The organism is Vogesella sp., from assembly GCF_046297735.1.
Classification (GTDB): Bacteria; Pseudomonadota; Gammaproteobacteria; order Burkholderiales; family Chromobacteriaceae; genus Vogesella; species Vogesella urethralis.
Map to the genome: position 1 here is coordinate 79,836 of NZ_JBKBHK010000012.1, position 17,664 is coordinate 97,499.

A 17,664-nucleotide genomic window follows, 5' to 3' on the forward strand; every position below is an offset into this window, starting at 1 on the left:
ACGACCCGTGCCAGCCAGCCTGCGGCCAACCTTGGGTGGCCGCAGCTTTTAGATTCAAGGAGTCAGCATGAGCTGGTTGAACAAACTCCTGCCGCCGAAAATCAAGCGCGATACGCGTGCGAGCAAATCGTCGGCGGTGCCGGAGGGGCTGTGGAGCAAGTGCCCGGCCTGCGAGGCGGTGCTGTACCACACCGACCTCCAAAGCAACCTGCAGGTCTGCCCGAAGTGTGATCATCATCACCCGATCAACGCGCGTGAACGTCTGGACATGTTGCTGGACGCCGAAGGCCGTCGTGAGATCGGTGCAGAAGTGAAGCCGGTAGACATCCTGAAATTCAAGGACAGCAAACGCTATCCGGATCGTCTGGACGCCGCGCAGTCCTCCACCGGTGAAGACGACGCCCTGGTGGTGATGCAAGGCAGCATCAATAACCAGCCTGCCGTAGTAGCCGCTTTCGAGTTCCGCTTTATCGGCGGTTCGATGGGCTCGGTGGTGGGCGAGCGCTTCGTGCGCGGGGTGCAGGCGGCCGTTGAGGCGCGAGCACCGTTCATCTGTGTGGCGGCGTCCGGTGGCGCCCGCATGCAGGAAGGCCTGAACTCGCTGATGCAGATGGCCAAGACCTCGGCTGCGCTGCAGTTGCTGTCCGATCACCAGCTGCCGTTCATCTCTATTCTGACCGACCCCACCATGGGCGGCGTGTCCGCTTCGTTCGCCTTCCTGGGCGACGTGGTGATCGGCGAGCCTGGCGCGCTGATCGGTTTTGCCGGCCCGCGCGTGATCGAGCAGACCGTACGCGAAACGCTGCCGGAGGGCTTCCAGCGCTCCGAGTTCCTGATGGAAAAAGGCGCCATCGACATGATTGTTGATCGTCGCGAGCTGAAGGAACGGGTTGCAACCTTGCTGGCCATGCTGCAAAAGCTACCTGGCGCGGCAGCCTGACCGTCCTTCCTCGCCGTGATTACCCCTTTTGCCTGGCAAAAGGGGTTTTTCTTTTGTATGCGCGTGTTTGAACCTTGCGCCATGGGTGTGGCTCGGTATGCTTGGAGGCAGACTGCGGTTCGCGCTTTTATTCGCTGTTCTGGTTTTACATTATTAATTATTATAGAAAGATGCGATCTTATTGTTGAATTGTCTTATGTGTATGCATCGAATGACATAAGGGTGGGAATTTAATGGATAATGCGCCATTGCCAAGCAAGCGTAGTGCAATGCAGGCTTTGCTGAGTCGTGTGGCGGTCTGTGCACTGGGTTTTGTACTGCTGGCCTCTCAGGTAATAGCTGCCGAAGTCTCCGTGCATGTGCTGGACGATCAGAGCGCTCCGGTTGCTGATGCGGCCGTTTACTGGCTGCCGCTGTCGGGCAGGGCGCCACGTGGCAGCTTGCAAGGCACCATCGAGCAGGCGGACAAGACCTTCATGCCCTATGTGTCGGTGGTACAGACGGGTACGGCGGTCAGTTTTCCTAATCGTGATACGGTGCGCCACCATGTATACAGCTTTTCAGCGCCCAAAGTGTTTGACCTCAAGCTGTATACCGGTACCCCCGCCCAGCCGGTAGTGTTCGATAAACCGGGGCTGGTCGCCCTCGGCTGCAATATCCACGACTGGATGCTGGCCTACGTGCTGGTGGTAGACAGCCCTTGGTTTGATGTCAGTGCGGCCAACGGTCGTGCCGTGGTAAGGAATCTCCCCGTCGGGGACTACCGTATGGTGGTGTGGCATCCTCGAATGAAAGAAGAAATCATGCAGCAAGTCAAAATAACCGGTGCGACACAATCTGTGCGCATCAAGATAAGCCTGAGCAAGCCAGAGCTGCGCAGACAGGGGGCTTAAGGTGCGCTTTAGCCAGACACTCCGTTTTCGCGTTACCCTGCTGTTCACCACCTTGCTGGCCATTGTGCTCGGTGTTTCCTTTTTCATGGTCAGTGCGGCCAACCTGGACATTTTTGAAGACCAGGCCGAGCAGGAGCTGGAAACCGGGCAGCGCGTGTTCAATCGGTTGCTGGAACAAAACGATAAGTTACTGATTCAGGCGACCCAGGTGCTGGTGGGAGATTTTGCTTTCCGCGAGGCGCTGGCTACTGCCGATGGCCCGACCATGCTGTCCGCCCTGCAGAACCATGCCAACCGCTTGGGTGCCGAATTGGTACTACTGAGCGACTTGCAAGGCAGCGTACCCGCAGACAACAAGGGTGTAGCCAAAGAGGGCGTCTACCCATTCCCGGACCTGATGAAAACCGTGCGCAAGGACGGAGTGGCCAGTGCCATCAAGGTGGTGAACGGCGAAGCCTACGAGCTGGTAGTGGTACCGGTGAAAGCGCCGGTAGTGATTGGCTGGATTACACTGGGCGTTAAGCTTACCCAGAAGGTGGCGCAGGATCTCAAGGAAATGTCCGGCCTGGAGGTGACTTTCCTCAGCCGTTCTGCGGATGGCCGCTTGCATAGCTTTGCTTCCACGCTGGACCGGCCGGTGTTGCAAGATCTGTTGAGCCAGCCGGAACGTTTGCACGAAAAGCAGCTGGAATTGGCTGGTGCACCGTACCAGACGCGCATGCTGTCGATTGCCACCGGCCCTGGTGACAAAGTGTATGCCGTACTGCAACGCCCGCTGCAAGAGATTCTGGCCCCGTTTTATGCGCTGCAGAAGGCGCTGCTTGGTTTGGCTGTTGCCAGCCTGCTGCTGTGCATTCTGGCCAGTTTCAAGGTGGCTGGCATTGTTACCCGGCCTTTGTACCGGCTGGTGTCGGTAGCCAGGAAGATTCGTGATGGCAGTTATTCAGAACAAGTGCTGCGCCCGGAAACCTACGAGCTGGCCGAACTGGCAGACAGCCTGGATCACATGCAGACTGCCATTGCCGAGCGTGAGCAGGAGATTCTGGCATTGGCCTACCGCGATACGCTGACCGGCTTGCTGAACCGCGCAGGCTTCCTTAGCGAGCTGGCCAAGCGGCTGGACACGCCGGGCCAGAGTCAAACCGTGATGTTGCTCGATCTGGACCGTTTCCAGCAGCTTAATGACACCCTGGGCCACGTTGCCGGAGACCGGGTGATCATGCGTATCGGCTTCTGGTTGCACGCCGAGGTAAGCCGTTTTGGCGGCGTACTGGCCCGACTGGGTGGCGACGAGTTTGCTTTTGTGGTGGCCGGTACCGACTATCACGAAGTACTACAGGCTGTCTTGCAAGGCTTTGAGCGTCAGCTGGCCGTGGACGAGAAGAAGCTGGACGTGCGTGCCAGTATCGGTATCGCGTCCTACCCCGAGCATGCCGCCAGTGCACAGGACTTGCTGCGCTGCGCTGACGAAGCCATGTATGTATCCAAGCGCAAGAAGTGCACCGTATCGGTATACGATGCGGCCAAGCGCCAGTTCCGCGAAGAGCACCTGTCTTTGCTGGGCGATCTCAAAGAAGCGCTGAACCAGGAGCAACTCACGCTGCATTACCAGCCCAAAGTAGCGCTGGATGGCACTGGCCATTGCGAGGCGGAGGCGCTGGTGCGCTGGGAGCACCCGGTGCGGGGGTTTGTGCCGCCGTTCGAGTTCATTCCGTTTGCCGAGCAGACAGGGTATATCCGCGAGATCACGCACTGGGTGATTGCGCGTGCGTGTATCGATGCCGCTGATTTGTTGGCGCAGGGCATGCCGGTGCGTATCTCGGTCAACCTATCAACGCGTGACCTGCTGGACCCGGCCTTGCCGGCTTTTGTTGATAATTGCCTCAATATGGCGGCTTTGCCCAAGCAGTACCTGTGTCTGGAGATTACCGAGAGCGGGGTGATGGAAGACCCGGATAAGGCGCTGGAGACGCTGCATGCCTTGCGTAATATGGGTATGGCACTGGCGATTGACGACTACGGCACCGGCTATTCGTCGCTGGCCTATGTCAAGCAACTGCCTGTATCCGAACTCAAGATCGATCGTGCTTTCGTCAAGGGTGTGGTGGAAAGCGAAGCTGACGCGATGATTGTGCGTTCTACCACCGAGCTGGCGCACTCGCTTGGCTTCAAGGTGGTGGCAGAGGGGGTGGAGACACTGGCCATTAGCGATAAGCTGCGCGAGCTGGGCTGCGACTATGGGCAAGGCTACTACTATGCCAAACCGCTGCCGCTGGCAGCGTTCCAGCGATGGTTGCGGGACTATCAGCAAGCAGCGCCAGATTGACCAATCTTCAGGTGCGGCCTGCCTGAAAAATATGCGGCACAGCCAAGTGGCTGATGCCGCATATTTTTTTTTGTCTTCTCACAGCTTTTCCACAGCTTTTTCCCGATTTGCTGTGGATATCTGTGTTTCAGGCGTCGCTGTCGAGGCTGGCGGGCGCGATCACGATGCCGGCACGCAGGCCGATACTGACCTTGGGGTTGGGAAACAGGATGCGCTCCTGGCCGCCACGGGCGATGTAGCGGCTGTCGCCGTCTTCGGCGATCACCATGCCGTCCGGCAAGGCAGTGAAGTTCTCTACGTCATCGGCCAGGTGCAGGACGAACTCGCCGCTGAGCTTGATCAGGTCGTAGCTGGCACGGAACAGCTGCACCCGCTGCGGCTGGAACGGCGGTGTTACCGGTTTGCGACCGCTGACCAGCAGCCGTAGTGCCTGGTCGATGCCGGCAAAGCGGGCCAGCTCGTTGTGGCCGAACGGGCGCGCCTTGCCCAGCTCGAGTGTGAACGCATCCGCCTGGCAGTGGTGGCTGGTGAAGTAGCTGTATGTGGCCGCCGGCTTGCTGTGCAGCAGTACGGTACCGATGTCCGCTGCTGCCAGCCACATCAGTTGCTCGCGGTTGTGCGCCCGCTCGTGCAGGTAGGGGTAGATGGCAAAGCGCTCGAAGACCGAGCCGCGGATGGCGGTGTGCAGGTCGTAGTGGCGGCGCGGGCCATGTGCGTCGCCGAAGAAGCGCTGTGCGGCCAACTCCAGCTCGGCGGCACGCTGCGCCTCTGCAGCATGGGGTTGGCTGGCGTGCTGGCCGTTAAACAGCCGGTTCATGTCGTAGTCGATAAAGCGTTTGCCGGCCCGCATTGCCGGAATGTTGCCCAGTACCACCAGCAGGCGGGTGGCAAGCGGTAGTTGGCCGCAAAGGATGTCATTGACGATGCCCGATAGCACTTCGATCGGGGCGGTCTCGTTGCCGTGTACGCCGGCAGATAGCAGTACGCTTTCGGCATGCGCTGCCACGGTTTGCGGTTGCAGCTGCAGCAGGCCTGGGCCCAGCCATTCGGCTTGCATGCCGTGTTGCTGCCAGTAAGTCACAGTCGGGGTCTGCCCCTGCAAGGTCTGCTGCAGGAAGTCGGTGGCTTGGAACGGGTTCATGATGTTTTCCTTGTAGACCAACCCATTCTAAACAAAGACCCGTGCGGCATTGTGACTGCGGCACGGGTCGTGAACGTTGATGGCGCAATGCTGAAAGTCAGCGTAACCAGTCGGGCGCCCGCTTGTCGAGATAGGCGTTGATCCCTTCTCGACCTTCATCACTCATCCGTACGGCAGTGACCTGATCGATGCAAAGCTGGACTGCTTGCGAGCTAGTGCCGAGCAAGGCCACTTCGTTAACCATGCTCTTGGCCGCAGCCATGGCGTGTGGGCCGTTTTGCAGCAAGTGGCGCAATGACATTTCCAGGCAGCCGTCCAGTTCGTCTGCTTCCACTACCTGATGTACCAGACCCAGTCGTTTGGCCTTGCCGGCGTTAAAACGTTCGGCAGAGACAAAATAGCGGCGGGCAGCACGGGCACCAATGGCACGAATCACGTACGGTGTGATACTGGATGGGATAGTACCTAGTTTGACTTCGGAAAACCCAAACAGGCTGTCGGTGCCGGAGATGGCCAGGTCGCAGCAGGCTACCAGCCCGACACCTATGCCGAATGCCGAACCGTGAATCTTGGCAATGGTGGGCTTGGGCAGGTTGTCCAGCGTGTGTAGCAGTTCGGCCGTCAGTGCTGCTTGCTCGCGTAGTATGCCCTCGCTGGCGGTGTTCATGCGCGCCAGCCATTGCATGTCGTGTCCGGTAGAGAAGTTCATACCGCTGCCGGTCAGGATGACAGCACGAATGCTGGGGTCGTTGCCCAGTTCGCGCAGCTCGCGCGTTAGCCGTACGGTCATGCCATCGTCGATGGCGTTATGCAGTTCGGGGCGATGCAGGGAAACGGTCGCCACATTGCGATCGTCAACCGAGAGCAGGATGCAATCCTGGGCCATGTCATGCCTCCTTGGGGGCGGGTTGGGTTTCGGCAAACTGGAAAATATGCTGGCAGAACACGTGCGGTGCTTCCAGGTGAATGGCGTGGCCGACACCCGGCAATATGCTCAGGGTGGCACCTGCAATGCCACTTTGCAATAGTCTGGCTTGATACAGTGGCGTTAGCCGGTCCTCGTCGCCCACGATGATGTGTACCGGCAGTTGTAGCTCGTCCAGCCAGCTACGGGCATCGTGAGCCATCACGCCGGCGATGATGCGTTCTACATTTGGCCACGCTACGGTAGCGGCAATACGTCTTAGGTCGGGTAGCATGGCCCGGCCGGCTTGCAGGAAGCGGCTGGAAAACAGCCATGGCAGGCTGATGTCGAAGCGCAGGTCTGCACCGCCGGTTTTTTCGGCCTGCGACCAACTGGCGGCGATTTCTGTGTTGACCGCATCCGACCAGGCCAGGGTAGCGGCCAGCAGCAGCCGTTGTACCCGCTGCGGGTGGCGGCGGACAAAGTGCTGCGCCACCATGCCGCCATAGGACAATGCCACCAGATAAACAGTGTTGATCCCCAGCGCGTCGAGCACGGCAGCTGCGTCATCGGCTTGTTGCGGTAGCGGGTAGCCTGGCTGGGGTGTGGCCTCGCTCTGGCCCTGGCCCTGAAAGTCCAGCCGTATGACTTGATAGCGTTGTTCCAGCTGCGGCAGCAGCAAGGTCCAGGCTGCCGTACTCATGGTAAGGCCGTTGAACAACAGTAGAGGCTGCTTGCCTTGTCCGCTGATTTCGTAAAACAGCTGGCGACCGCCGGTCTGGATGAATGGCATGTTGTCGTCCTCTTGGCTGGGTTTTTCTCATTCTAGGCAATTTATTGGCATGCCGTTGGCCGCACGCAGGCTGGCTTCCTTTATTTGTCACATTAACTGATTAAAGTGCACGGGTTTCTGATAGTGGATGATCATCATGAATGCCTTCTGCGACGATGTGACCCTGGCTAGTCCGCCACCGGCCCCTAGCCGTGTGCTGTTAGAACGCATCATTCATGAAGGCTTGGTGCAGGTGGTATTCCAGCCTATTGTTTATCTGTCCAGCGGTGAGCTGGTGGGCTACGAAGCCTTGGTGCGGGGGCCGTCAGACTCCATCCTGCATTCGCCGGTGGCGCTGTTTGCCCATGCGGCCGAGGCTGGCCTGTCTGCGGTGCTGGATCAGGTGTGTATGGCCGCCGTATTGCGGGAGTTTGGTCGCCAGCAGCTGCCAGGCCAGCTCTTCATCAATGTGATGCCGGATACCCTGCTGTGCGAAGATCTGACGGTAGACAGCCTGCTGGGCATGCTGGCGGTTAGTGGTCTGCCGGCATCGCGGGTAGTGCTGGAGCTGACCGAGACACGCCCCAATGCCGGCTACCCCATGTTGCGCAAAGTGGTGGATGCCTTGCGGGGGGGCGGTTTGCGTTTGGCCCTGGATGATCTGGGGGAGGGCTACTCAAATTTGCGTTTATGGAGTGAGCTGAGCCCGGAGCTGGTCAAGCTTGATAAGTATTTCGTTCAAAATATTCACCAGGATCCGATAAAACTGCAGTTTGTCCGTTCCTTGGTGGACATGGCACGCGCTGCCGGCTCTACCCTGGTGGCTGAAGGCATCGAACTGGCAGAGGAGCTGGCGGTCTTGCGCGATCTTGGTGTGCTGATGGGGCAAGGCTACCTGATGGCGCGCCCGGCAGCGCGGCCAGAGCGTGTGGCCCGCTATGCCTTGCCGGGTCATACAGTACCCAGGGTTGGCCGCAAACTGCCGCAGGCGCGCAACCTGCTGCAGCAGGTTGCGCCGTTGCCCGATAGCGCCAGTTGCGAACAAGCCTATCGTTTGTTTGCCGAGCAGCCCGAGTGTTTTGCCATACCGGTGTTGCGCCATGGCCGACCGGTGGGCTTGCTGTCGCGGCATCACGTACTCGAATCGTTTGCCAAGCCGTTCAATCGCGAGCTGTTGGCCAAGAAAGCCTGCATGGTGCTTGCCGATCCGGCGCCGTTGGTGGTGCCGGCGGAGCTGGACGTGCACGCCCTGTCCAGCCGGCTGGTGGCGGCAGAACGGCGTTATTTGCTGGATGGTTTCATCATCGAAGAGAACGGGCTCTATCTCGGTATGGGAAACGGCCAGGACCTGATGCGTGTGATCAGTGAGCAGCAGTTGATCGCGGCGCGGTACGCCAATCCGCTTACCGGTTTGCCCGGTAACGTCCCGATCAGTGACGAGGTGGCGCGCATGCTGGATGAAGGCGTGGCTTTCGTAGTGGCTTATGTCGATCTGGATTACTTCAAGCCCTTCAACGATCAGTACGGTTATGGTGCAGGCGATGACATGATTCGCTTGCTAGGCACCATTCTGGAAAGCGTCGTTGATGCCTCACGCGACTTTGTCGGCCATGTTGGCGGGGATGATTTCGTACTGTTGTTGCAAAGCTGCAACTGGTTGCAGCGCTTGCAGCAGGTATTGCAGCAGTTCGATCAGAGCGTGTTGTCACTGTTTACCGAAAGCGATCGCTTGGCGGGCGGCTTCTGCGTGGCCGACCGCCTGGGACAGGTGCAGTTTTTTCCGCTGACCAGTGTTTCCATTGGTGTGTTGCAGGTGCGGCCAGGTTTCTTTACCTCACACTACGCGGTTGCCTCAGCGGCTACGCATGCCAAGAAAATGGCGAAAAAACAGGATGGTAGTGCCATTTACTACGAAAATTCGACGCAATCCGGCCTTGTTCATAGCAATGCAGCGCTTGTTTGATCGGTTAAACGGCATGCCGCATGCCGAAGTACTGCTGCGCTGCAATCCCTTTTATTGCCATCAATATGGCGATCGTTCGGCAATTTTGTGCTGCACTGCAGTATCTGACGTGTCGTTCTGATGTCTTTTTGCATTTTTCCATCCCCGGTTGTCAATTTTATTAAACATCGGCTAATCTGGTTTGGCTTGCTGAAGCGGTGGTGCCAATTTGGTGCGTGTATTCGGCCTTGTCGGCTGCATCGGAGTATTGCCCGACGCGGCCCTGTCCGGCCTGTCATGACGCATCCAACAGGCCAGGCCTGTCGCAGTCGGCATGCTTTGTGCATGCCTGAGGTCAAGCCTGGCGTCTGCCGCATTCGAACAGCCGTATTGCTAGCGGGCTTAAGAGCAAGGTAGGGTAGGGGTTGGCCGCCAGAAGGCAGAAGTGAACATTACAGGGGGTGATTCACACCCTCATGAGGAAAAATCATGGTGGAAACTGTCAAACAGACTGCAGCGTCCGCAAAGGACACGCCGTACCTGCGTATTGCCAACGTGGTGAAGAAGTTCGGTGATACCACAGCGGTGGATGGGGTGGATCTGGAGATCCGCAAGAACGAAATCTTTGCCCTGCTGGGCAGCTCGGGCTGCGGCAAGTCCACCTTGCTGCGCATGCTGGCCGGCATGGAGCGACCCACCTCGGGCAAGATCATTCTGGACGGCGAAGATATTACCCCCCTGGCGCCTTACGATCGCCCGATCAACATGATGTTCCAGAGCTACGCGCTGTTTCCCCACATGAGTGTGGCCGACAACATTGCCTTTGGCCTGAAGCAAGACAAGATGCCCAAGGGCGAGATCGACGCCCGTGTGGCCGAAATGCTGGACCTGGTGCAAATGCGCAAGTACGCCACCCGTAAACCCTATCAGCTTTCGGGTGGCCAGCAGCAACGCGTGGCGCTGGCACGCAGCCTGGCCAAGCGCCCCAAACTGTTGTTGCTGGATGAGCCGCTAGGTGCGCTGGACAAAAAACTGCGTCAGCAAACCCAGTTGGAACTGGTCAACACGCTCGAACAGGTTGGCGTTACCTGCATCATGGTGACCCACGACCAGGAGGAGGCCATGACCATGGCTACCCGCATCGGCATCATGAGCGAAGGCCAGTTGCTGCAGATCGGCAGCCCGGCCGAAATCTACGATTACCCGAACTGTCGTTTCACCGCCGAGTTCATCGGCGAGACCAATATGTTCGAAGGCCCGGTGGTGGTGGATGAGCCGGACAGCGTAGAGATCGAGTCAGCCGAATTGGGCGGGCGCATCCATATCGATCACGGCATCACCGGCCCCAAAGGCATGCAGGTTTGGGCCAGCATCCGTCCGGAAGACGTCCACCTCAACGTTGCCCCGCAGCCGGCAGGCCCTAACGTGGCCCGTGGCGTAGTGCATGACATCGCTTATCTGGGCAGTTTTTCCATCTATCACGTCAAGCTGGGTAGCGGCAAGATCGTCAAATCGATGGTGGCGGCCAACCACTGGCACGAAAACGGCATTACCCCGCCGACTTGGGGTGATACGGTGTACGTGGGCTGGCGCCCCGACATGCCGGTTGTGCTGACCCGTTAAGGAGACGCGTGATGAATCTCGCAAGATTGATTCGCCGGCTCACGCCAGGCAAAGGGGCGGTTATCGCCATTCCTTACTTCTGGTTGCTGCTGTTCTTCCTGGTGCCGTTCTTCATCGTACTGAAGATCAGTTTTGCCGAGCAGGACCTGGCGATTCCGCCATTTACCAGCCTGTTGCAAGTGGAAGATGGTGTGCTGCGCAGCCTCAGCCTGTACTTTGGCAACTTCCATTTCATTTTTACGGATGGTCTCTATGCGGCGACTTATCTCTCGTCGCTAAAGGTGGCGTTCTTTACCACCGTCATGTGCTTGCTGATCGGTTACCCCATCGCCTATGCCATCGCGCGTGCCGACCCGGCACGCCGCAACGTGTTGCTGATGATGGTGATGCTGCCGTTCTGGACCTCCTTCCTGTTGCGGGTGTACGCCTGGATGGGTCTGCTGAATGAAACCGGGCTCATTAACAGCTTTCTGATGTCAATTGGGCTGATCAGCGAGCCCTTGCACCTGTTCCACAACGACTTCTCGCTGTACTTGGTGATGGTTTATGCCTACCTGCCGTTCATGATCCTGCCGCTGTTCTCGCACCTGGTGAAAATGGACATGCGCTTGCTGGAGGCAGCCGCCGACCTGGGGGCCGGCCCGATCAAGGCATTCCTGACCATCACGCTGCCGCTGTCCAAAAACGGCATCATTGCGGGTTCGATGATGGTATTCATCCCGGCGGTGGGCGAGTTCGTGATCCCCGAGCTGGTGGGTGGTACTGACACGTTGATGATCGGCAAGGTGCTGTGGAACGAGTTCTTCGATAACAACAACTGGCCGATGGCGTCGGCGGTGGCCATCATCATGGTGCTGATGCTGATCGTACCGATTGCGCTGCTGCACCGTTACGAGACGCGCGAGCTGGAGGGCAAAGGCAATGCATAACAAACTGTCGCCATTCCTCAAGGGCGTGCTGGTGGTGGGCTTTCTGTTCCTGTACATCCCCATCGTGAGCCTGATCGTGTACTCGTTCAACGAATCCAAGCTGGTAACGGTTTGGGGCGGGTTCTCCACCAAATGGTATGTCTCGCTGTTCAACAACGAGCAGATCATGTCGGCGGTGAAGCTGTCCATCCAGATTGCGCTGGCCAGCGCCACCGCTGCCGTAGTACTGGGTACCATCGCTGGTTTTGTCTTGGCACGCTTCAAGCGTTTTAAAGGCAGTACGCTGTTTGCCGGCATGATGACGGCGCCGATGGTGATGCCGGAGGTGATTACCGGCTTGTCCATGCTGTTGCTGTTCATCTCGCTGCAACAGGTAATCGGTGTGCCTAGCGAGCGTGGTTTCTTCACTATCTGGGTAGGCCATACCACGCTGTGCATGGCCTACGTGGCGGTGGTGGTGCGTTCGCGCTTGCTGGAGATCGACAAGAGCCTGGAAGACGCTGCCATGGATTTGGGGGCGCGTCCGCTAAAGATCTTCTTTGTGATCACGCTGCCGCTGGTATCGCAGGCCATTGCTTCTGGCTTCCTGCTGTCGATGACGCTGTCGCTGGACGATCTGGTGACCACTGCCTTCCTGTCGGGTCCGGGTTCGACTACCTTGCCGCAGGTGATCTTCTCCAAGGTGCGTCTGGGGCTGAACCCGGAGATCAACGCGCTGGCCAGTATTACCGTGCTGGTAGTCGGGGTTGTGGTATTAGTGGCCAACTACCTGATGCTGAATGCGCAGCGTAACCGTGAAAAGGCGATTGCCGCTGCCATGCGCGAAAGCGGCGCTACCAGCTGATAGGGGTAGTGCCCGTCACGGCGTAGCCTGTAAAGGCTTCGCCGTTTTTCATGTCTGTCGAAGGATGATCTGCGAGGAAATCATGCTGACCTTTGCCCATCAATCCCATGCGCCGTCGTACTACGCCGCCACGGCGCGGTTTTGGCAGCCGGGCCCCGCACTGCAAGGCGATGTCGACTGCGATGTGTGTGTAATCGGCGGCGGGCTCAGTGGCGTGTCCGCCGCGCTGAACCTGGCCGAGCAGGGCTTGCGCGTTATCTTGCTGGAGGGTGCGCAGATCGGCTTTGGTGCCTCGGGGCGCAATGGTGGCCAGGTGATTGCCGGCTACGCTGCCGAAATGGATACCTTCCGCCAGCAGCTGGGCGAGCAGGGTGCACGCCAGTTGTGGCAGATGTCGGTAGAGGCCATCGACATTATTGAGCAACGCGTGACGCAGCATGGTATTGCCTGTGACTGGACGCGCGGCTTTTGCAATGTGGCGGTGAAGCCGGCGCACCTAGCCGGCTTGCGCGAGTGGCAGCAGGAATTGGCCGATCGCTACCAGTACCCGTACTGCCAGCTGTGGGAGCGTGAACAGTTGGCCGCGGTGCTGGGCTCGGCGCGTTATCAGGGCGGGTTGTACGACCCGCTGTCCGGCCATCTGCACCCGCTTAACTACCTGCTGGGGCTGGCGCAGGCGGCGCGTGACGCCGGGGTGGCCATCTACGAAGACACGCCGGCGCTGGCGTTCCGTAGCGGCGAGGCGCCGCTGGTGCAGTGCGAGGGCGGTAAGGTGCGTTGCCGGCAGCTGGTGCTGGCCGGCAATGCCTATCTGGGCAAACTGGCACCGGCGTTGAATCGGCGCATCATGCCAGTGGGCACTTACGTGATTGCCACCGAGCCGCTGGGCGAGGCGCGCGCCCGCAGCCTGATCGGCAACGGCATGGCGGTGTGCGATACCAATTTTGTACTCGACTACTACCGGCTGTCGGCCGACCATCGCCTGCTGTTTGGCGGCAAGGTCAGTTACTCCGGCCGCGAGCCACGGCAGCTGGCGCAGGCCATGCGTGCCGACATGCTGCGCGTGTTTCCGCAATTACACGACGTGCGCGTCGATTACGCTTGGGGCGGCTTCTGCGACATCACGCTGAACCGGGCGCCAGACTTCGGCCGCCTGGCACCCAATATCTATTACGCCCAGGGTTTCTCTGGCCACGGCGTGGCCATCACCGGCCTGGCAGGCAAAGTGATTGCCGAAGCGATTGCCGGCGACGATAGCAGGCTGGCGCTGTTCGAGCGGCTGCAGCACCAGCCTTTCCCCGGCGGTGCCTTGCTGCGTACCCCGGCGCTGGTGCTGGGCATGGCCTGGTACCGGTTGCGCGACTTCCTGTAGTTGGCCGCGACGTGGCTGGCCCTTGGGCCAGCTGTGCCCGGCGGGTGTTCAAAATCATGGACGTTGGCAGGCCTGCGGCCAACCTTTTAGCTGGCGCTGGATAGAGACAAAACAGTCATATGAACGCGCTATGCTGCCTTGCAGCAAGTGGCGGCTTGGGCTGGGGTGTTAATTAAAATGGACGGGTAAAAATACTGCTTGTCAAGCAGCGTGATGTTGCTAAAATCCGCGCTCGTTTTTGCGGCGCCTGCCGCACTCTGCGCGCTCCGACATCCCAGGCCCACATGAAGCTTTCCAGCCCGAAAGCCGCGCACTAAGGAGCAGTTTCCATTTATTGCATAACTAGGGAAATCCTTTCATGGCTTGGACTGTGGCGGATAGCCGTAGCCTGTATGGCATACGGCACTGGGGCGCTGGCTATTTCAATGTCGGCGAAAATGGCTGCGTAAAAGTACGCCCGAACGTACATCAGCAACGCGAAATCGACCTGTTCGAACTGGCGCACACGCTGGGTGATCGTGGTCTGGACATGCCGCTGCTGGTGCGTTTCCCCGACATCCTGCAAGACCGTGTCACCCGCCTGTGCCACGCTTTCGACAATGCGATTGCCAGCCAAAACTACGGCAACCGTTACACCGCCATCTACCCGATCAAGGTGAACCAGCAAGAAGCGGTGGTGAAGAGCATTATCGCCACCCAGGACGTATCTATTGGCCTGGAAGCCGGCTCCAAGCCGGAGCTGATGGCTGTGCTGGCGCTGGCGCCCAAGGGCTGCACCATCGTTTGCAATGGCTACAAAGACCGCGATTTCATCCGCCTGGCGCTGATGGGCCAGCGTCTGGGTCACGAAGTGTTCGTGGTGATCGAAAAAGAATCTGAAGTCGACCTGCTGATCCAGGAAAGCGCCAAGCTGGGCGTGAAGGCCAACCTGGGCCTGCGCGTACGCCTGTCGTCGCTGGCCTCCAGCAAGTGGGCCGATACCGGTGGCGAGAAGGGCAAGTTCGGTCTGTCCGCCGCGCAGCTGATTTCTGCGGTAGACAAGCTGGTAGCCGCCGGCCACGGCGACAACGTACGCTTGATGCACTTCCACATGGGTTCGCAGATCGCCAATATCGCCGACTACCGCGCCGGTTTCCGTGAAGCCATCCGTTACTTTGGCGAGCTGCGCGCGCTGGGCCTGCCGGTGGACCATGTGGACGTGGGCGGTGGCCTGGGTGTGGACTACGACGGCACCCACTCGCGTAACGCCAGCTCCATCAACTACGACATGGACGAGTACGCCAGCGTGATCGTGTCCATGCTGTCGGAGTTCTGCGACGAGAATGCCATTCCGCACCCGCGCATCCTGTCCGAATCCGGCCGCGCCATGACCGCGCACCACGCCGTGCTGCTGGTCAACGTCACCGACGTGGAGCGCTTGCCGGACACCATGCCCGCCATCGACGACCTGTCGGCCATGTCTCGCCCGGTACGCAAGCTGGTGGAGCTGATGAACCTGACCGATGCGGAAATGGTGACCGAAACCTACTACCGCGCCAGTCATCTGGTGTCCGAGGCGTCCGACATGTATGCCGAAGGCCGCCTGACGCTGAAAGAAAAAGCTGTGGCCGAGCAAGTGCACGCCGCGCTGTGCCGTCGTCTGCAAGCGCAGCTGACCGCCAGCCAGCGCAGCCAGCGCCAGGTATACGACGAGCTGACCGACAAGTTGGCCGACAAGTACTTCTGCAATTTCTCGGTGTTCCAGAGCCTGCCGGATACCTGGGCCATCGACCAGGTGTTGCCGATCATGCCGATTCACCGCCTGGACGAGCAGCCGACCCGCCGTGCCGTACTGCAGGATCTGACCTGCGACTCTGACGGTAAAGTGAAGCAGTACGTCGACCAGCAGAGCATCGAAAACAGCATGCCGGTGCACGAAGTGAAAGCCGGCGAGGAGTACCTGATCGCCGTCTTCATGGTAGGCGCGTATCAGGAGATTCTGGGCGACATGCACAACCTGTTCGGCGATACCGACTCGGTGAACGTGTACGTGCGTGATGGCGGCAAAGTCAGCTTCGAAGGTGTGGAAGAGCACGACACCATCGAAGACATGCTGCGCTATGTGCACCTGTCGCCTGAGGAAATCCTGAACCGCTACGAAGCCAAGGCGCGCGTGGCCGGCCTGACGCAAGAAGAGCGCTCCAGCTACTTCGCCGAGTTCTGCCGCGGCCTGAAGCAGTCCTCCTACCTCAGCGTGTAACACGCACAGGGTTGGCCGCGTGCGGCCAACGCCGGTATCGTCACCCCCTGCGGTTTTGCCGCCGGGGGTGATTTTTTTCCTGCAAGCGCCACAAACAAAAAGCCACGCTGCGTGCAGCGTGGCTGGTAGGGGAGGGGCGTGTGCCGGCTCAAGCCTGCTTGAACAGGCGCACGCTTTCCCCCAGCTCGGCCATCAGGGTATCCAGCCGTTCGGTGGCCTGGGCAATGGTTTCCACTTCGCCACTCAGCGTACGGGTGGCCTCGCCTACGGCCGTGATATTGCTGGTGAAAGCGGCAAAGCCTTGATTTTGCGACTCTTCGGCCTTCGATACCTCGCGTAACAATTGGTTGAGGCGGTGCGTATCCTGAATGATGCCGGCCAGGCGCTGCTGGGCGTCAACGGTGTTTTCGCGGCCACTACGCATTTGTGCATTACCGTCGCGGATGGCGTCGATCGCCTGGTTGGTGCCATCGACGATCAGACGGATCTTCGATTCGATGTCCAGCGTGGCTTGTTGCGTACGCTCGGCCAGCTTGCGCACCTCGTCGGCCACGACGGCGAAGCCGCGGCCCATTTCGCCGGCGCGCGCTGCTTCGATGGCGGCGTTCAGCGCCAGCAGGTTGGTCTGGTCGGCGATGTCACGAATCAACTGTACGATGCCGCTGACCTCGGCGCTGCGTTGTCCCAGGTCTTCCATACGCTCGGCGGCGCGGGCGATCACCTCACCAGCCTGGTTCAGCTGGCTGACGGCTTTGTCCATCGCCAGACCACCACCGTTGGCCGCCTCGCCGGCGTGGCTTGCCATGCTGGTGGCGCTTTGCGACTGGCTGGCATTGTGCGAGGTAACGGCCGCCATCTCCTGCGCTGCACCGACCATTTGCTCGGCGCGCTTGCGCTGCTCGCTCATGGTGCGGGCAATCATGTGGGTGCTGCCAGTGATTTCGCGGCTTTCGGTGCTAGCAGCGTGCAGCGAGCGGGTAACCTGCTCCATCATCTGCTTCATGGCAGCGGTAGCCCGTTCGGCTTCTTCACGGGCCGCTTCCAGTTTTTCGAAGGTACGTGTTTTAGCGCGGTCGTAAGCCAGTGCCAGCGTCAGTACCACCAGCGACAAGCCTATCAGCGACTTGGCCTGCAGCTTGGGCAGCTCTTCGAGCGGGATGGGAGTGGGCGGTATATCGCCGGCGGCGGACAAGCCCAGCATCAGGCCAATCATGGCAAAGGTAAACAGTGTCCACACAATGCCTGCAGTACGGCCGCCGACAAAGATGGCGGCAAATGGAATGCAGGCAAACCACATCACGCTGGTGGACATGATGCCGCCGTTAACGTAGACCATCCAGGTGACCATCGCGAACATCGTCAGGATGGTGTATTGCGCCACGGTGCGCAGTGCGCCACTAAGCTTGAGTAATAGTGGCCCCAGTAGCATCAGAACACCGCCCAGCACGATGCCGTGTGCCATCGCATCGTGCTGTAGTTTGTAGTAGGAAATGGCAAACAGTGGCGAGATGGTGCCGGCCAACAGCCCGACGCTGACCACGGTACGGGCGCGGATCAGGTTGTCCGGTATCTGTCGTACTGGTTCGGGTATGAACCACTCGGTCAAGGTGTAAAGCGACATGTTGCATCCTCGTTGTGTTGTGTTGGGCTGCGCCAACTTTAAAAAATATAGTTATTTTTCAAGACTTTCGTAGCAATGCTAGAGCAGTATTTTTAATTGAACAAGCGTTGGCTTGTTC

13 protein-coding genes are annotated in these 17,664 nt (G+C 59.3%); 9 read left to right on the top strand and 4 right to left on the bottom strand.

Annotated features, from left to right (window positions below; genetic code table 11):
* Nucleotides 1-67: 67 nt before the first annotated feature.
* The 3 genes from accD (at nucleotide 68) to ACK4FZ_RS13895 (ending at nucleotide 4,159) form a co-directional block, all read left to right on the top strand.
* The gene (accD, locus tag ACK4FZ_RS13885) at nucleotides 68-940 is read left to right on the top strand and encodes an acetyl-CoA carboxylase, carboxyltransferase subunit beta (protein WP_144371444.1); all 873 of its coding nucleotides are present in this window, start codon (nucleotides 68-70) and stop codon (nucleotides 938-940) included.
* A 233-nt stretch (nucleotides 941-1,173) separates the two neighbouring features.
* Nucleotides 1,174-1,833, top strand: a complete 660-nt coding sequence (locus ACK4FZ_RS13890; RefSeq protein ID WP_409821828.1) for a methylamine utilization protein — start codon at nucleotides 1,174-1,176, stop codon at nucleotides 1,831-1,833.
* Between the two features lies 1 nt (nucleotide 1,834).
* Nucleotides 1,835-4,159, top strand: coding sequence for an EAL domain-containing protein (locus tag ACK4FZ_RS13895; RefSeq protein ID WP_409821830.1), 2,325 nt, complete (start codon nucleotides 1,835-1,837; stop codon nucleotides 4,157-4,159).
* A 127-nt stretch (nucleotides 4,160-4,286) separates the two neighbouring features.
* Here the strand turns inward: ACK4FZ_RS13895 and astE are convergent, their stop codons facing one another.
* From astE to ACK4FZ_RS13910, 3 genes are all read right to left on the bottom strand, one after another.
* Nucleotides 4,287-5,300, bottom strand: coding sequence for a succinylglutamate desuccinylase (gene astE, locus ACK4FZ_RS13900; protein WP_409821832.1), 1,014 nt, complete (start codon nucleotides 5,298-5,300; stop codon nucleotides 4,287-4,289).
* A gap of 97 nt (nucleotides 5,301-5,397) precedes the next feature.
* A complete protein-coding gene (locus ACK4FZ_RS13905; RefSeq protein ID WP_409821834.1) occupies nucleotides 5,398-6,186 on the bottom strand; it encodes an enoyl-CoA hydratase-related protein in 789 nt (262 codons plus the stop codon).
* A 1-nt stretch (nucleotide 6,187) separates the two neighbouring features.
* Nucleotides 6,188-6,997 (bottom strand): alpha/beta fold hydrolase, encoded by an 810-nt coding sequence (locus tag ACK4FZ_RS13910; RefSeq protein ID WP_409821836.1) that lies wholly within the window; start codon nucleotides 6,995-6,997, stop codon nucleotides 6,188-6,190.
* Between the two features lie 136 nt (nucleotides 6,998-7,133).
* Here ACK4FZ_RS13910 and ACK4FZ_RS13915 point away from each other — a divergent pair, with 136 nt between their 5' ends.
* From ACK4FZ_RS13915 to speA, 6 genes are all read left to right on the top strand, one after another.
* The gene (locus ACK4FZ_RS13915) at nucleotides 7,134-8,939 is read left to right on the top strand and encodes a phosphodiesterase (protein ID WP_409821838.1); all 1,806 of its coding nucleotides are present in this window, start codon (nucleotides 7,134-7,136) and stop codon (nucleotides 8,937-8,939) included.
* Nucleotides 8,940-9,407: 468 nt separating this feature from the next.
* A complete protein-coding gene (locus ACK4FZ_RS13920; protein WP_409821840.1) occupies nucleotides 9,408-10,541 on the top strand; it encodes an ABC transporter ATP-binding protein in 1,134 nt (377 codons plus the stop codon).
* 11 nt (nucleotides 10,542-10,552) lie between these two features.
* Nucleotides 10,553-11,470 (top strand): ABC transporter permease subunit, encoded by a 918-nt coding sequence (locus ACK4FZ_RS13925; protein WP_409821842.1) that lies wholly within the window; start codon nucleotides 10,553-10,555, stop codon nucleotides 11,468-11,470.
* Nucleotides 11,463-12,314 carry an ABC transporter permease subunit gene (locus ACK4FZ_RS13930; protein ID WP_409821844.1) on the top strand — a complete coding sequence of 284 codons (852 nt, stop codon included), beginning with the start codon at nucleotides 11,463-11,465 and terminating at the stop codon, nucleotides 12,312-12,314. The genes ACK4FZ_RS13925 and ACK4FZ_RS13930 overlap by 8 nt, the downstream gene beginning before the upstream one ends.
* An 82-nt stretch (nucleotides 12,315-12,396) precedes the next feature.
* Entirely contained in the window at nucleotides 12,397-13,686 is a 1,290-nt protein-coding gene (locus tag ACK4FZ_RS13935; RefSeq protein ID WP_409821845.1) for an NAD(P)/FAD-dependent oxidoreductase, read from the top strand.
* Nucleotides 13,687-14,044: 358 nt separating this feature from the next.
* On the top strand, nucleotides 14,045-15,925 hold the full coding sequence (gene speA, locus ACK4FZ_RS13940; RefSeq protein WP_409821847.1) for an arginine decarboxylase: 1,881 nt from the start codon (nucleotides 14,045-14,047) through the stop codon (nucleotides 15,923-15,925).
* A gap of 148 nt (nucleotides 15,926-16,073) precedes the next feature.
* Here the strand turns inward: speA and ACK4FZ_RS13945 are convergent, their stop codons facing one another.
* A complete protein-coding gene (locus tag ACK4FZ_RS13945; RefSeq protein WP_409821849.1) occupies nucleotides 16,074-17,546 on the bottom strand; it encodes a methyl-accepting chemotaxis protein in 1,473 nt (490 codons plus the stop codon).
* Between the last annotated feature and the right edge of the window lie 118 nt (nucleotides 17,547-17,664).

Excerpts from the sequence above, each read along its gene's own strand:
- accD (WP_144371444.1), top strand. The coding sequence starts at position 68 with ATGAGCTGGTTGAACAAACTCCTGCCGCCGAAAATCAAGCGCGATACG.
- ACK4FZ_RS13890 (WP_409821828.1), top strand. The coding sequence starts at position 1,174 with ATGGATAATGCGCCATTGCCAAGCAAGCGTAGTGCAATGCAGGCTTTG.
- astE (WP_409821832.1), bottom strand. The coding sequence starts at position 5,300 with ATGAACCCGTTCCAAGCCACCGACTTCCTGCAGCAGACCTTGCAGGGG.
- ACK4FZ_RS13905 (WP_409821834.1), bottom strand. The coding sequence starts at position 6,186 with ATGGCCCAGGATTGCATCCTGCTCTCGGTTGACGATCGCAATGTGGCG.
- ACK4FZ_RS13910 (WP_409821836.1), bottom strand. The coding sequence starts at position 6,997 with ATGCCATTCATCCAGACCGGCGGTCGCCAGCTGTTTTACGAAATCAGC.
- ACK4FZ_RS13915 (WP_409821838.1), top strand. The coding sequence starts at position 7,134 with ATGAATGCCTTCTGCGACGATGTGACCCTGGCTAGTCCGCCACCGGCC.
- ACK4FZ_RS13920 (WP_409821840.1), top strand. The coding sequence starts at position 9,408 with ATGGTGGAAACTGTCAAACAGACTGCAGCGTCCGCAAAGGACACGCCG.
- ACK4FZ_RS13925 (WP_409821842.1), top strand. The coding sequence starts at position 10,553 with ATGAATCTCGCAAGATTGATTCGCCGGCTCACGCCAGGCAAAGGGGCG.
- ACK4FZ_RS13930 (WP_409821844.1), top strand. The coding sequence starts at position 11,463 with ATGCATAACAAACTGTCGCCATTCCTCAAGGGCGTGCTGGTGGTGGGC.
- ACK4FZ_RS13935 (WP_409821845.1), top strand. The coding sequence starts at position 12,397 with ATGCTGACCTTTGCCCATCAATCCCATGCGCCGTCGTACTACGCCGCC.
- speA (WP_409821847.1), top strand. The coding sequence starts at position 14,045 with ATGGCTTGGACTGTGGCGGATAGCCGTAGCCTGTATGGCATACGGCAC.
- ACK4FZ_RS13945 (WP_409821849.1), bottom strand. The coding sequence starts at position 17,546 with ATGTCGCTTTACACCTTGACCGAGTGGTTCATACCCGAACCAGTACGA.